General features: G+C 72.7%; 14 protein-coding genes. 9 read left to right on the forward strand and 5 right to left on the reverse strand.

All coding sequences use genetic code 11. The features are described from left to right. The first annotated feature begins 160 nt into the window (after window positions 1-160). The 3 genes from ACZ4MF_RS42650 to ACZ4MF_RS42660 all read left to right on the forward strand — a co-directional run bounded on the left by ACZ4MF_RS42650 (window position 161) and on the right by ACZ4MF_RS42660 (window position 1,729). A complete protein-coding gene (locus tag ACZ4MF_RS42650; protein ID WP_467498934.1) occupies window positions 161-685 on the forward strand; it encodes a GNAT family N-acetyltransferase in 525 nt (174 codons plus the stop codon). Between the two features lie 74 nt (window positions 686-759). Continuing rightward, a complete protein-coding gene (locus tag ACZ4MF_RS42655) occupies window positions 760-1,068 on the forward strand; it encodes a DUF4229 domain-containing protein (protein ID WP_467499000.1) in 309 nt (102 codons plus the stop codon). Between the two features lie 10 nt (window positions 1,069-1,078). After that, the gene (locus ACZ4MF_RS42660) at window positions 1,079-1,729 is read left to right on the forward strand and encodes a TetR/AcrR family transcriptional regulator (protein ID WP_467498936.1); all 651 of its coding nucleotides are present in this window, start codon (window positions 1,079-1,081) and stop codon (window positions 1,727-1,729) included. Window positions 1,730-1,925: 196 nt separating this feature from the next. Here ACZ4MF_RS42660 and ACZ4MF_RS42665 read toward each other — a convergent pair whose 3' ends face one another. Beyond that, the gene (locus ACZ4MF_RS42665) at window positions 1,926-2,744 is read right to left on the reverse strand and encodes a MaoC/PaaZ C-terminal domain-containing protein (RefSeq protein ID WP_467498938.1); all 819 of its coding nucleotides are present in this window, start codon (window positions 2,742-2,744) and stop codon (window positions 1,926-1,928) included. Window positions 2,745-2,977: 233 nt separating this feature from the next. Here ACZ4MF_RS42665 and ACZ4MF_RS42670 point away from each other — a divergent pair, with 233 nt between their 5' ends. The 5 genes from ACZ4MF_RS42670 (at window position 2,978) to ACZ4MF_RS42690 (ending at window position 11,090) form a co-directional block, all read left to right on the forward strand. Then, window positions 2,978-4,921 (forward strand): AMP-dependent synthetase/ligase, encoded by a 1,944-nt coding sequence (locus ACZ4MF_RS42670; RefSeq protein WP_467498939.1) that lies wholly within the window; start codon window positions 2,978-2,980, stop codon window positions 4,919-4,921. Between the two features lie 198 nt (window positions 4,922-5,119). Further along, window positions 5,120-6,022, forward strand: coding sequence for a LysR family transcriptional regulator (locus ACZ4MF_RS42675; RefSeq protein WP_467498940.1), 903 nt, complete (start codon window positions 5,120-5,122; stop codon window positions 6,020-6,022). 126 nt (window positions 6,023-6,148) lie between these two features. Then, complete coding sequence (locus ACZ4MF_RS42680; protein ID WP_467498942.1) at window positions 6,149-6,967, forward strand: hypothetical protein; 819 nt, start codon at window positions 6,149-6,151, stop codon at window positions 6,965-6,967. 113 nt (window positions 6,968-7,080) lie between these two features. Then, a complete protein-coding gene (locus ACZ4MF_RS42685; protein WP_362823413.1) occupies window positions 7,081-7,875 on the forward strand; it encodes an AfsR/SARP family transcriptional regulator in 795 nt (264 codons plus the stop codon). Window positions 7,876-8,033: 158 nt separating this feature from the next. Next, the gene (locus ACZ4MF_RS42690; RefSeq protein WP_467498944.1) at window positions 8,034-11,090 is read left to right on the forward strand and encodes an AfsR/SARP family transcriptional regulator; all 3,057 of its coding nucleotides are present in this window, start codon (window positions 8,034-8,036) and stop codon (window positions 11,088-11,090) included. Between the two features lie 102 nt (window positions 11,091-11,192). On the opposite strand, the gene ACZ4MF_RS42695 is transcribed toward ACZ4MF_RS42690, so the two are convergent. From ACZ4MF_RS42695 to ACZ4MF_RS42705, 3 genes are all read right to left on the reverse strand, one after another. Further along, window positions 11,193-11,396, reverse strand: coding sequence for a hypothetical protein (locus ACZ4MF_RS42695; RefSeq protein ID WP_467498946.1), 204 nt, complete (start codon window positions 11,394-11,396; stop codon window positions 11,193-11,195). 224 nt (window positions 11,397-11,620) lie between these two features. Then, a complete protein-coding gene (locus ACZ4MF_RS42700) occupies window positions 11,621-11,935 on the reverse strand; it encodes an AzlD domain-containing protein (RefSeq protein ID WP_467498948.1) in 315 nt (104 codons plus the stop codon). Next, window positions 11,932-12,675, reverse strand: coding sequence for an AzlC family ABC transporter permease (locus ACZ4MF_RS42705; protein WP_467498950.1), 744 nt, complete (start codon window positions 12,673-12,675; stop codon window positions 11,932-11,934). Before ACZ4MF_RS42705 ends, ACZ4MF_RS42700 begins: the two co-directional genes overlap by 4 nt. A gap of 68 nt (window positions 12,676-12,743) precedes the next feature. Here ACZ4MF_RS42705 and ACZ4MF_RS42710 point away from each other — a divergent pair, with 68 nt between their 5' ends. Further along, window positions 12,744-13,307, forward strand: a complete 564-nt coding sequence (locus ACZ4MF_RS42710) for a helix-turn-helix domain-containing protein (RefSeq protein WP_467498952.1) — start codon at window positions 12,744-12,746, stop codon at window positions 13,305-13,307. Between the two features lie 121 nt (window positions 13,308-13,428). Here ACZ4MF_RS42710 and ACZ4MF_RS42715 read toward each other — a convergent pair whose 3' ends face one another. Then, on the reverse strand, window positions 13,429-13,632 hold the full coding sequence (locus ACZ4MF_RS42715) for a cold-shock protein (protein ID WP_003974443.1): 204 nt from the start codon (window positions 13,630-13,632) through the stop codon (window positions 13,429-13,431). Window positions 13,633-13,691: the final 59 nt, after the last annotated feature.

Consider the following 13,691-nt stretch of genomic DNA (forward strand, 5'->3'; position numbering starts at 1 on the left):
GGCTTCCGCCCGGTCGAGCGCAACACGCGCTACGAGATCATCCGCGAGTACGACGGCCCCGACCCGGCCCGGCGCGAGTCGCCGCAGCCGATGCGGGTGTGACACGGCACGGCTGGTTTTCCGTCTGAAGGGGCATGTGGGTAATAGATACGATGCCCACATGCCCCTTACCTTTACGCTCGATCCCGCCCTCACCCCCGACCTGCGCGACGGGTTCCTGGAGCTGTGGACGGACGTCTCCAACGCGGGCGGGGCCGTCGGCTTCGTGCCGCCGGTGACCGCGCAGGACATCCGCCCCGAGGTCGTCCGGTATCTCACCCAGCTCGCCGAGGGCCGCACCCGGCTGCTCACCGGGCACGACGAGGAGGGGCGCCTCGCCGCGACGGCCTTCATCACCTTCAACACGCACCCGCTGATGACGCACTGGGCGTGGCTGTACACGGTGATGGTCCACCCCCGGCACCAGGGCAAGGGCTACGGCCGGGACCTGCTCGCGGCCGCCGCCGACGCGGCCCGCACACTCGACGGCATCGAGGCGATCCGCCTCACCTGCCGGGGCGGCATGGGCCTGGAGCGGTTCTACGGCTCCTGCGGTTACAAGGAGGTCGGACGGGTGCCCGGCGCCATCCGGGTCGCTCCCGGTGACGACCGCGAGGACATCACCATGCTGCTGCCCCTCATGTGACCCCCCTGCATGATCGCCCCCGGGGCGTGCTTCACTGGACTCTGACCCTTTTGGAATCGGACGACTGGATTGAGATGCTCCGCTACACGCTGATGCGCCTCGGCGTCTTCGTCGGCTGCCTCGTGGTCGTCTGGGGAGCCGTCTACTCCGGCATCTTCCCGCGCGGTTTCGGCGACTCCAACTTCCTGTGGGTGCTGCTGCTCTCCCTGGTCCTCTCGGCGCCGATCAGCTGGGTCGTGCTGCGCAAGGAGCGGGACCGGGCCTCGGTGCAGATCGTGAACAAGGTCGACCGGATGAAGGCCAACCTGGAAGCCAACCGCAGCCAGGAGGACGTGGCCGACGACGGCGCCCGGGCGCGGGGCGAGGCGGCCGCGTCCAACTAGTCTTGGCCTCATGGGCGGGGCGAGGACCAGACGGATGCCGCGTGCGGTGCGCGAGCAGCAGATGCTCGACGCCGCCGTACGGATCTTCGGCCGGCGTGGCTACATGGCCGCGTCGATGGACGAGATAGCCGAACTCGCGGGTGTCTCCAAGCCGCTGGTCTACCTGTACCTGAACTCCAAGGAAGACCTCTTCACCGCCTGCATCCGCCGGGAGGCCGACGCGCTGACGCGGGCGGTGCGCGCCGGGGTCCGCCCGGACCTGCCGGCCGACCGCCGGCTGTGGGACGGTCTGCTGGCCTTCTTCACGCACACCGGCGAGCACCCCGACGCCTGGTCCGTCCTCCACTTGCAGGCCCGCACCCACGGCGAGCCCTTCGCGGCCGAGGTCGCCGCGATGCGCACGGAGATCGTCGCCTTCGTCACCGGCCTGGTCGTCGTCGCGGCCCGCGAGGCACACAGCGATCCCGACCTGCCGGAGGACGAGGTCGCGGGCCTGGCCGAGGCCCTGGTGGGCGCGGCGGAATCCCTGGCCGCCTGGGCCAACGCGACACCGGGGGTCACCGCCCGGCAGGCGGCGACGACGTTGATGAACTTCGCGTGGGCGGGACTGGGGAATCTGATGCGGGGCAACCGCTGGACTCCGTCGGGGGGCGAGGCGTAGCGCCGTTGGGGTGCGTCGCCATTGCCGGGCGCGGGTGAGTGATGGGTTGCTCGCGCCCACGCGGCGGAGCCGCATATCGGGTACAGCCCCGCCCCCCTGAAAGATGCTGCAGCTCGCCGACCTCAAGGGGCGCGGGGAACTGCGCGATCAGCCACAAGCCACCCGCACCCGGCAACGGCGACGCACCCCCAACGGCTCACCCCACCGCCCGCACCTCCCCCCGCACATGCACCCGCTCCCCACTGCCGTCCCGCAGTTCGAACCGGCCGGAGGCATCCGCTCCGTATGTCACCACCCCGGGCAACAGCACCGGCGCCATGAACCGCGCCCGCACCACGACGGAGCCGCTCGTGCCGTGGGCGGCGACGCAGCGGGCCACCGTCCACATGCCGTGCGCGATCGCCCTCGGGAAGCCGAAGAGGCGGGCGGTGAGCGGGTGGAGGTGGATGGGGTTGCGGTCGCCGGAGGTCGCGCCGTAGCGCCGGCCGACGTCCCCGGCGAGCCGCCACTCGTCGAGGACCGGGAGCGCAGGCGCCGGTCGCTGTTCGTCCCGGTGGCCGGATGCGGCCTCCTGCGTCCGGTGCCGGGCCAGATACGTGCTGCGGGACTCCCACAACCGCTCGCCCCGCGACATCAGTTCCGTCACCACCGTCGCCTCCGTGCCGCGCCGGTGCGGTGCCAACCCCTCGATGTGGACGGCGAGTTCGTACGCCTCCGTCGCCGGTACGGCCCCGTGCCGGGCGATGTCGACCGAGGTGTGCACCAGGCCCGGCAGCGGCAGCGGGAACGCGCGGTCGCTCATCAGCCGCATGGCCAGCGGGAAGCCGAGGACGTGCGGGTAGGTCACGGGCAGGCCGCTCTCGCCGGTCGGGAAGCCGCAGACCCGCTCGTAGGCGGCGAGGCGGGACAGGTCGACGCGGACCCCGGGCAGCACGAGCCGGGTGCGCGGGAAGTCGGCGTCGGGGGAGGGGCGTTTGAACGGTGAGCGCAGGGCGCCCGTTATGAGATGCGTCAACGTACTTGTCACGTCCGTCCCCCAACTGCTTACCCTGAAGTAAGGTTACCGCCGGTAAGTTTAACGTGAGGCCCTGTCACAAAAACCCCGAGGTTGCACATCCCTGTCCCCGGACCACCTCCGAACCCGCACAACCTCCGCACAGTGGCCCCGTACGATCACCTGCCTAACCAGCGGTAACTCCCTGTCTGTCGAGGCCCGCCGCAGGTGCACGCACGCCAGAGGAGCCGCCCGTGTCCACCCCGTACCCGAACGCCCCCGTCTCCTCCGCCGCCGTCTCCGCCGTCGACTACGACGGCAAGCCCGTCCTCGTCGAACCCTGGATCCAGCGGCTGGACGGCGCCGTGCGCGAGGTGCACGTACCGCCGTTCGTGCCCCCGGTCACCCATGGCTCGCTCGCGGACCTGCCGTTCGACAACGCCGAGGCCGCCCCCGGCGCGATCGCGCTCAGCCGCCGTATGCCCGACGGCCGGTGGCAGGAGGTGACGGCCGCGGACTTCGCCGAGCAGGTGCTCGCCGTGGCCAAGGGGCTGATCTCCGAGGGGCTGACGCCGGGCGACCGGATCGCCGTGATGGCCCGCACCCGCTACGAGTGGTCGCTGCTCGACTTCGCCGCCTGGGCCGCCGGGCTCGTCACCGTGCCCGTCTACCCCACCTCCTCCGTCTTCCAGACCCGCTGGATCCTGCACGACTCCGGCGCCCGTGCCCTCGTCACCGAGACCGCGGCGCAGGCCGCCGCCATCGGGCCCGAGCTGCCGCACCTGCCCGATCTGCGCCATGTGTGGGTGATGGACAAGGAGCACGTGGAGCGACTGGCGGAGGCGGGCGCGCAGGTGCCGGACGGCGAAGTCGCCGTGCGGCGCGGCATGATGGGGCCCGCCACCCTCGCCACCCTCATCTACACCTCCGGCACCACCGGCCGTCCCAAGGGCTGCGCGCTGTCCCACGGCAACTTCCTCGCCGAGGTCGACAACGCCGTCGAACTGCTCTACCCGGTCTTCAAGTCGCAGGACGAGGACCCCTCGGTGCTGCTGTTCCTGCCGATGTCGCACGTGTTCGGACGGATGGTCGCCATCGCGTGCGTCCGGGCCCGGGTGCGGCTCGGGCACGCGCCGAGCCTTGCCGCCGAGGACCTGCTGCCGGACCTGGCCGCCTTCCGGCCGACCGCGCTGCTGACCATCCCGTACATGCTGGAGAAGGTCTACAACTCCGCCCGCGCCAAGGCCGAGTCGGGCGGCCGGGTCACGGTCTTCGACCGGGCGGCGGCGACCGCCGTCCGCTACGGCGAGGCGCTGGAGGCCCGGCAGACCGGCACCGGCGGCGGCCCGAGCCGCTCGCTGAAGACCGCCCGCGGCTTCTACGACCCGCTCGTCTACCGCAAGATCCGGGCCGCGATGGGCGGCCGCGTCCGGTACGTCATCTGCGGCGGCTCCCCGCTCGGAAGGCGCCTCGCCGCGTTCTACGCCGGCGCCGGCATCGAGATCTTCGAGGGGTACGGCCTCACCGAGACCACCGCCGCCACGACCTGCACCCCGCCGCTCAAGCCCCGGCTCGGCACCGTCGGCTGGCCGCTGCCCGGCACCCGGGTCAGGATCGCCGCCGACGGCGAGATCCTCGTCGCCGGCGACCACGTCCTGCGTGGCTACTGGGATCCGCAGGCCGGCGGCGTCGTGCCCGCGACCCGGGACGGCTGGCTGGCCACCGGCGACATCGGCGAACTGGACGACGAGGGCTACCTCACCATCACGGGCCGCAAGAAGGAGCTGCTGATCACGGCGGGCGGCAAGTCGGTGGCCCCGGCCCCGCTGGAGAACTGGCTGCGCCAGCACCCGCTGATCTCCCAGGTCATGCTGGTCGGCGACGGCCGCCCGTACGTCTCCGCGCTGATCACCCTCGACCCCGACGGCGTCGGCCACTGGCGGCAGATGCTCGGCAAGCACGTGGTGCCGCCGGAACTGCTGGTCGGCGACCCGGAGTTGGAGGCGGTCCTGCAGCGGGCGGTCGACGAGGCCAACAAGCTGGTCTCCCGCCCCGAGTCCATCCGCCGCTTCGCCGTGCTGCCCCGGGACTTCACCGAGTACGAGGGCCATCTCACGCCCTCGATGAAGCTGCGCCGCGAGCAGATCATGCGGGACTTCGCGCCCGAGGTGGAGGGACTGTACGAGTCCGCTCGGTGAGGGGCTGGCCGAGGGGCCGGCCGAGGGGTCGGCACCCGCTCCCCGGCCGGTGCACACCTCGGTCCGGACGCCCGGTGTGCTGCGGGGAGCGGGTTGCCGCCTGGGTCGATCGCGGCCCGGCACCGATCCTCGTACCGCGCTGGAGTCCGAGTCAATCCTTGAGATGTGTCGGCAAACCCCAGTGTTAGCTTGGGTGTTGTGACTCTTGAGGACCTCCGAGTGTTCGTGGCCGTGTGCCGGGCCGGCAGCCTCAGCTCCGTCGCCCGCGACCTCGGCTGCACCCAGTCCGCGGTCAGCCAGCACGTCAAACGGCTGGAGCGGGAGACCGGCCTCGCCCTGCTGGAGCGCCGGCCGCGCGGCGTCGTCACGACCCAGGCCGGGCGGATCCTGGAGGCCGCGGCCGCCGAGGGCATCTCCGGGCTCGACCTCGCCGTACGGCAGCTGCGCGATCTGCTCGACGGGCACAGCGGGCACGTTCGCGTGGCCACCGGCGCGACCACCGTACGGCACTTCATGTCCGACGCGGTCGTCGCCTTCCGCCGCCGGCACCCGAGGGTCAACCTGGAGTTCCGCACGGTCAGTTCGGGCCGGGGCACCTTCGACGCGCTCGCCGACGGCACCCTCGACCTCGCCTGGATCACCCTCGGCCCGCCGGTGCGGGGCATCGAGCAGCGCACCGTGGCCGAGCTGCCCTGGGTGCTGGCCGTACCGGCCGCCGACCCGCTGGCCGCCCGCTCCCGGCTCGATCCGGCCGACCTCGCCGACGTCCCGCTCATCCGGCTGCCGCCCAACTCCGCCTCCGCCGCCCATCTGGACGCCGCCTGCGCCGAGGCGGGCGTACGCTTCGCCTACGACGCCTCCGTCGCCGACTGGGACACGGCGCTGCTGCTCGCCGAACTGGGCGCGGGCAGGGCCGTGGTGCCCGCCGTACCCGGACCGCCCGTACCCGGCGCGGGACCGCTGCGGCTGATCCCGCTGGCCGGGCTGCGGCCGCTGCCGGTCGGCTGGGCGGTGCGCCGCTGGGACGCGCTGAGCCCGCCCGCCCGGGCCTTCGCCGACACCGTGCGCATCCAGCCGCGGGACCTCGGGGAAAACCGCTAGTACGGTCGGAAAACCGATAGCGTTCCCTGGACCCCGTCACCCGGGGATCCGTCCGGGACCGGAACGGTAACGCCCCCTCATAGCCTGCCTTTCCACCCTCGCCGACCTCATACCCCGAGCAGAGGCATGAAAGAAGACAACGACGTCCGCCGGATCTTCCTGCTGAACCCGGACCTGCGTCTCGTCCGCGAGGCCGCCGAGGCCGGGGTCCAAGTGCGTTCGGCCCGTGCCGACACCCGCGACGAGCCCGCCCTGCGCGCCCTGCTGGCCGAGGCCGCCGACGCCGGGCTGTTCGTCAACTCCGCCCGCTCCCTCGCCCTGCTCGCGGACCAGGACGCCGTCCAGCGCCTCGTCCGCGACAACCGGCTCTCGCCCGGCGGCGCCCAGGTGCCGTCCGGTGCCCTCGGGCTGACCGTGGAGACGCTGAGCGTGCACGGCATGCACCAGGCCGTCGGGATCACCGCGCGCATGCCCTACGGCCTGCTCCACCCGGCCCCGCTGACCGAGGACACCGCCGCCGAGGTGCGCGCCGTGGTGACCGCCCTACTGGACCTGACCGGCTACCAGTACGGGCCCGCGCACACGAGCGTCGCGCTCACCCCGCGCGGCCCGGTCATCACCGGCTGCCGGGCGGGTCTCGCCAGGGACCCGGTGCCCGAGCTGCTCAAGGTGGCCGGCGGCTGCGACCTCGCGGCCGGCGCCGTCGACGTGCTGAGCGGCCGGCTCGTGGACGCCGTACGGCCGGGCCGGTTCGCGGCGGCGGCCGTGCTGAATCCGCCGTGGCGGCTGGAGAGCGCCGAGGTCGGGGTCCTGCCGCATGTGCGCCATGTCTCGCCGCCCGACGCCCGTGCCCCCGGGCACTTCGTCGTGCACGCCGACTCCCCCGAGGTGGCGGCCCGGCGGGTGACCTCGCTGAAGGCGCTGGTCACCGGCGACGCGAGCTGATCCGGGGACCGGGAACGGATCGGGAACGAACCGGTACGGCCCGGGGGCACCGTCGGTATGTCGCCGGAAGAAGGACGACGACGCCAGCGACACCAACGGGAGGCGGAGTCAGGATGCTGAAGTTCTCGGTCCTCGGGGCGCTGCATGTCCGTACCGTGTCCGGTCCCGCGGAGATCTCCGGCGACCTGCAGCGCACCCTCGTGCAGACGCTGCTGATCAGCGAGGGCCAGCCGGTCTCCGGGGAGAGCCTGGTCGAGGAGATGTGGGGCGAGGCCGTCCCCGACAACCAGGCCAACGCCCTCCAGGCGCACGTCAGCCGGCTGCGCCGCAAGCTGCGCGCCCTGGAGCCGGACCGGCCCGCCTCGCGCGTCACCATCCACCCCTCCGGCTACCGGCTGACCGTGGCCGCGGGCGAGCTGGACGCCGCCGAGTTCGTCGGCGCGGTACGGCGGGCCGAGGCGGCCCCGCCGGACGACGCGGGGAACACCGCCCGGCTGCTGCGCGAGGCGCTGGCGCTGTGGCGCGGGCCCGTCTTCGGCGGCCTGACCGGCGGCGCCCTGTGCCAGCTGGCCGCCGCCCGCTACGAGGAGTACCGGATGCGCGCGATGGAGCTGCGCTTCGACGCCGAGCTGCGCCTCGGCCGGCACGCCGCCGTCCTCGCGGAGCTGGCCGAGGCGCACACCAACCACCCGCTCAGGGAGCGGTTCTGCGAGCAGCTGATGATCGCCCTGTACGGCGCGGGCCGGCAGGCCGACGCCCTCGACGTCTTCCGCCGGATGCGCCGCCTGCTGGACGCCGAGCTGGGCATCCAGCCCTCCCCGGCGCTGCGCCGGGTGGAGAACGCGATCCTGCGCCACGACCCGGCGCTGGCAGGCGATGCGCACGCGACCCTCCTCCAGCTCGCGTGAAGATGGTTAGCTGTCCGTCGGGACAGAGCTGTCCGCCAGGGCCGAGCTGTGCGCCGCGAGGACGGAATCGCCCCCTCCGCGCCGCTCGCTCCGGTACAACCTAGGTGGTCCCGAACATCTCGGGCCGAGCGGTGCGACGGGGCGGAGGGGACGCATTCGTGGATTCGGCGGCACCGTCGGCATCGGGTCGTCCTGTCGTACGGTTCAACATCCTCGGATCGCTGGAAGGCTGGCACGGCGAGCGCCGGCTGCGGCTCGGCAGCCCGACCCAGGAACGCGTGCTGGTCACCCTGCTGCTGGAGCCGGGGCGCATGGTGCCGCTGCCCCGGCTGGTCGCCGCGGCCTGGGACGAGGCGCCGCCGCAGACCGCCGGCCACCAGATCCGCAAGTCCGTCGCCGCGCTGCGCACCCGCATCCCGGACGGCGCCTCGATGATCGTCACCGACGGCGCCGGATACCGGGCGATGCTCGGCGAACACCAGCTGGACCTGCACGAGTTCACCCAGTGGGCCCGCCAGGCCCGGCAGGCGGTGACCGCCGGGCGCGCCGCCGAGGCGGTCGGCCATCTGCGGGCCTGCCTGGACCTGTGGCGCGGCCCGGTCATGGCGGGCGCCGGCGGCACGGTGATCACGGCGGCCTCCGCGGCGCTGGAGGAGCGCCACATGGCGGTCGCCGAGCAGTACTTCGAGCTCCAGCTCGAACTCGGCCAGTCCGCCGAACTGGTCGGCCCGTTACGTGAGTTGATCATCGCCCATCCGCTGCGGGAGACCCTGCGCGGCCGCCTGATGCTCGCCCTGTACCGGGCCGGCCGGCAGGCGGAGGCGCTGGAGGAGTTCGGCCGGGTGCGCGCGCTGCTCGTGGAGGAGCTGGGCATCGACCCGGGCGCCGAACTGACCCGGCTGTACGAGGCCATTCTGCGCGACAGCCCCGAAGTGGCCCCGCGGGTACCGCAGTCCGTGGCCGACCGCGCCGCGCTCCTCGCCCCCGCGGCCTACCTCCAGCCGTCCGCCTCCGAGCCCGCCCCCTGCACCCTGCCCTACGACCTGCCGGACTTCACCGGGCGCGAACCGGAGCTGGCGCGGATCCTCCAGGTGGGGCGGGCCCCGGCCGGCGGGAGCACCCGGATCGTCGGCGTCGACGGGATGGGCGGCAGCGGCAAGAGCGCGCTCGCCGTGCACGCGGCCCATCTGCTCGCCGCCGACTACCCGGACGGGCAGCTCTTCGTTGACCTGCGCGGCTTCAGCCCCGGCGAGAAGGCGCAGGAGCCGTCCGCCGTCCTGCACTCCCTGCTGCGTGCCGTCGGCATCCCGGACGACCGGATACCCGATGACCTGGAGCGGCGTACGACGCTCTGGCGAACCGTTTCGGCACAGCGAAGACTCCTGCTCCTCCTCGACAACGCCGCCGACGCCGCCCAGGTCCGCCCGCTGCTGCCCGCCGCCGAGGACTGCCTGGCCATCCTCACCGGCCGGGTCCGGATGCTCGACCTGGACGGCGCCGAGTGGCTCTCCCTCGGCCTCCTCTCGCCCGACGACAGCGCGACCCTGCTCACCCGGACCCTCGGCGCCGACCGCACCACCGCCGAACCCGAGGCCACCGCCCGGCTGGCCGGTCTGTGCGGCGGACTGCCCCTCGCCCTGCGCATCACCACCGCCCGGCTGCGCAACCGCCCCCGCTGGACCGTGCAGTACCTGGTCGACCGGCTCGCCGACGAGACCCGGCGGCTGCGCGAACTGAGCGCCGGGGAGCGCAGCGTCGAGGCCACGCTGCGGCTGTCGTACCAGGCGATGGACGCGGACCAGCGCATCGCCTTCCGCCTCCTCGGCCTGCATCCGGGCAGCGCCATCGACGTCCACTCCGCCGCCGCGCTGCTCGGCACCGACGTCCACGACGCCGAGGACACCCTGGAGAACCTCCTCGACGCCCACCTCCTGGAACAGCACGAGGCCGGGCTGTACGGCTTCCACGACCTGGTGCGCACCTACGCGATGAGCGTGCGGGAGGTGGAGGACGACGAGGAGGGGGCGGTGGGGCGGTTGGTCTCGTATTACACGCTGGCGACCGATCAGGCGTGCGATGTGCTCTTTCCCGGGCGTGAGCGCTTCGGCGAGCCACCGGTCGGTGATGTGCCGGAACTGCCTCGGCTGGACAGCGACGCACGGGCGCTTCGCTGGTACGACCGTGAACACGAGGCGCTGTTGGCGGTCGTTGCCCGGGCGGGAGCAGGGGCCCGGCCCGGCCCGACCGCGCTGCTGGCGCGCAATCTCCTGTTCTACCTGGACATGCGAGGGCACTACGAGCAGTTCCGTGTCGTCAGCCGGATCGCGGTCGACGCTGCCCGAGAGCTCGCCGACCCGAGGCTGCTGAGCGTGAGCCTGTCCAACCTGGCCGTGGCCCACTGGTGGCTCGGCGACTTCCGGGACGGGATCGCCACCGCCCAGGAAGGCCTGGAACTGGTCTCCGGCAAGGACCGCGGATCAGAGGCGAGCTGCCTCGACGTGCTGGGCCTGCTGCACGGTGCACTCGGCAACTTCGATGAGGCTCGTACCTACCTCACCCAAGCCATTCCCCTGCACCGGGAGTTGGGCCTGGACCGGATGGAGGCGCAGGCGCTGGACAACCTCGGGACCGTGGAGACCTGGTCGGGGCACTATGCCGAGGGCGTCCGGCACTCTGCCCGGGCCACCGAGCTGAACCGGCGCGTCGGTGCACGCAGCAACGAGATCCACTCGCTGACCTGGCTGGCGCTGGCCCACCTCGGCACGGGTGAGGACGAGCGGGCACGGGCTTGTCTCGCTCAGGCCCTCGAACTGTGCGACGAATCCCGCAAGCCCGGGAACGTGGCCTTTGTTCTTGCCCACTGGGCCCGGCTTTGCCAGCGCCTCGGCGAAGCACGCTCGGCCGCCGAACACGCCGAACGCGCCCTGGAGCTGGTCTCCGCCGACACCTCGGCCCTGCGGCAGGCAGCCGTGGTGAACGTGGTCGGCCTGGTCCAGCTACGCAGCGGCGCTCCCGACCGGGCGATGGAGATGTACCGCCAGGCGCACCAATTGGCTTCGCGCCTCTGCTACCGCATCGAGATCGCCCGCGCCCTGTCCGGTATGGCGGAGGCGGCGCAGGCCCTGGACGACGAACCAGCGGCGCGGCAGCATCGGCAGGCCGCGGAGGCGCTCTACGACGCGATGGGGGTCACGGAAGCGGCGCGACGCCTCTAGTCGACGGCGCCGCCTGTCGAGGCGCGCGCTCCGGCGCGTGCTCACGTCGAACGGCACCAACAGGGCGTGCGCCCGGCCGGTGCCGTCGATGCCGTGGTGTGGTCAGGCGTGGACCAGGGTGGGCTGACGGTCGTCCGCCAGCACCGGACCCGACGCCGCGTGCTCGCCCGACAGGCCGGCCGCGACATGCGCCAGGTCGCGCTCCACACCGTTCGCCGGACCGGACGCGGCGATGGCGAGCGTCAGGACACCCGCGCCGGCGAGCGCGGTCAGAGCCGTCTTCGTACGCAGTGCGATGGAACGCATGGTGTATCCCCCAGGAAGACAGGAAGAGCAGAGACGGTTCGTGATCCGGTCGCCGGGCCTCTCCCCGACGCCGTGACCGATGCTCCTGGGGAACGATCCCCATGCCGTCCCCGCTGGTTCCCGTACCAGGTCAGCCCCCCGGTACTCCCGGATTCAAGCGTTCCTCAAGCGGTCCTCAAGCGGCTCCGGATCTCCGTCTCTCCCCTGGAAAGGGCGGCGGGAGATCAGGCGACCCCGGCCACCCGCAGCAGCGCGGTCGTCGCCGCCGCGCCCACGACCACCACGGCGAACGGTGCCCGCCGCCAGGCCAGCAGGACGGCCACCAGCACCCCGGCCGGCCGGGCCCAGCCGGCGAAGCCGCCGCCCTCGGTCAGCGCCCCCGTGGCGAGCAGGGCGACCAGCAGGACCACCGCCCCGGCCGAGGCCAGCTCCTGGACGCGCGGCGGAACCGTCACCCGCCCGTGCAGCACCGGTCCGACCAGCCGGAAGGCGTACGTGCCGACGGCGAGGGCCAGGATCACGACGACCGTGGCGTTCATACGGAGGCCTCCTTCCGGGCGACCGGTCCCCGGTGCAGGAGGAGCCCGGCCAGAGCGACCAGCACCGGCACCCCGGCCGGCACCGCGGGCGTCACGGCCAGCGCCAGTGCGGCGCCGGCCGGCGCGCACCGCCGTACCGCCGCGTCGGCCCGCAGCGCGGGCAGGACCAGGGCGACCAGGACGGCCGGGAAGGCGGCGTCCAGGCCGTAGCGCGCGGTGTCGCCGAGCGCGCTGCCGGCCAGTGCTCCCGCGAGCACGCCGATGTTCCACACGGCGAACAGGCCGAGCCCGGAGATCCAGAAGGCCCGCCGCTGCCGTACCACATCGCGCTGGGCGAGAGCGAAGGCGACCGTCTCGTCGGTGACCAGGTGCGCGCCGAGGAAGCGGGCCGCGCGGCCGGTGCCGAGGATCTCCGCGACGGCCAGGCTGAACGCGGCCGTACGGGTGTTGAGGAGCAGCCCGGTGGCCGCCGCCGCGACCGGCCCGCCCCCGGCGAGCAGCACGCCGACCGCGCTGAACTGGGCCGATCCCGCGTACACCAGCACGGACATCAGCACCGGCACCCACAGCGGCAGCCCGCCGGCGACGGAGACCGCGCCGAAGGAGACGCCGACGATGCCGCTGGCCAGCCAGACGAGCGAGGCGTCATGGATCAGCGACCGGTCCTCGGACACGCATGAGGGCGCCGGGAGAGTGGGGGACGTCGGGGGTATCAGGGTTGTTCGTTGTGGCGAACGCATGTTTTCTACAATGGACAGTGAGCGCCCTGTCCGTCAAGGCGAACGATCGTACCGATGGAGCGAACGAGATGCACGAGGTCCCCGACCGGCTCCCGATGGACTGGATCGCCGCGTCCCTCAAGCGCGAGCGCACCCGTGCCGGGCTGTCCCTGTCCGAGCTGGCCAAGCGCGCCGGAATCGCCAAGTCCACGCTGTCCCAACTGGAGGCCGCGAGCGGGAATCCGAACGTCGAGACGTTGTGGGCCCTCGCGGTGGCGCTGGGGGTGCCGTTCAGCGTGCTGGTCGAGCCGCCGGTGCAGAGTGTCCGGGTGATCCGCGCCGGCGAGGGCCCCGGCGTCGCCTCCGAGCAGGCCAGTTTCGTCGGCACGCTGCTGTCGGCGAGTCCGCCCGGGGCGCGCCGGGACCTCTACCGGATCAGCGCGGAGCCGGGATCGGCCCGCGCGGCGGAGCCGCATATTCCGGGCACGGTGGAGCATCTGATCGTCGGCTCGGGACGAGTGAAGGCGGGACCGGTCGGGGAAGAGGTGGAACTGGGTCCCGGTGACTACATGACGTATCGCGGGGACGTCGCCCACTCGTACGAGGCGCTGGTGCCGGGCACGGCCTTCGTCCTCGTCATGCAGCACGTGTAGAGAAGGAGAGAATTCGCCGGGAATTCACAGAAGGCGGGTTCCCGGCAAAGGCAGGAGCCCCATCGCCGTACGGCGCGGGGCTCCTTGGGTACTGCACTCAGGTTCTGCGATCAGGCGGTGATCAGACGGGGGTGACGTTCTCCGCCTGCGGGCCCTTCGGACCCTGCGTCACGTCGAAGGAGACCTGCTGGTTCTCCTCCAGGGAACGGAAGCCCTGGGCGTTGATCGCGGAGTAGTGAACGAAGACGTCGGGGCCGCCGCCCTCCTGGGCGATGAAGCCAAAGCCCTTTTCGGCGTTGAACCACTTAACGGTTCCGGTAGCCATAAGCCCTCCTTGGGCTCAAAAGGGTTGCCCTGCTCCAGAACCTGCACGTGCGAAACGGT

The sequence above is a fragment of the Streptomyces sp. NPDC025793 genome (assembly GCF_055558375.1).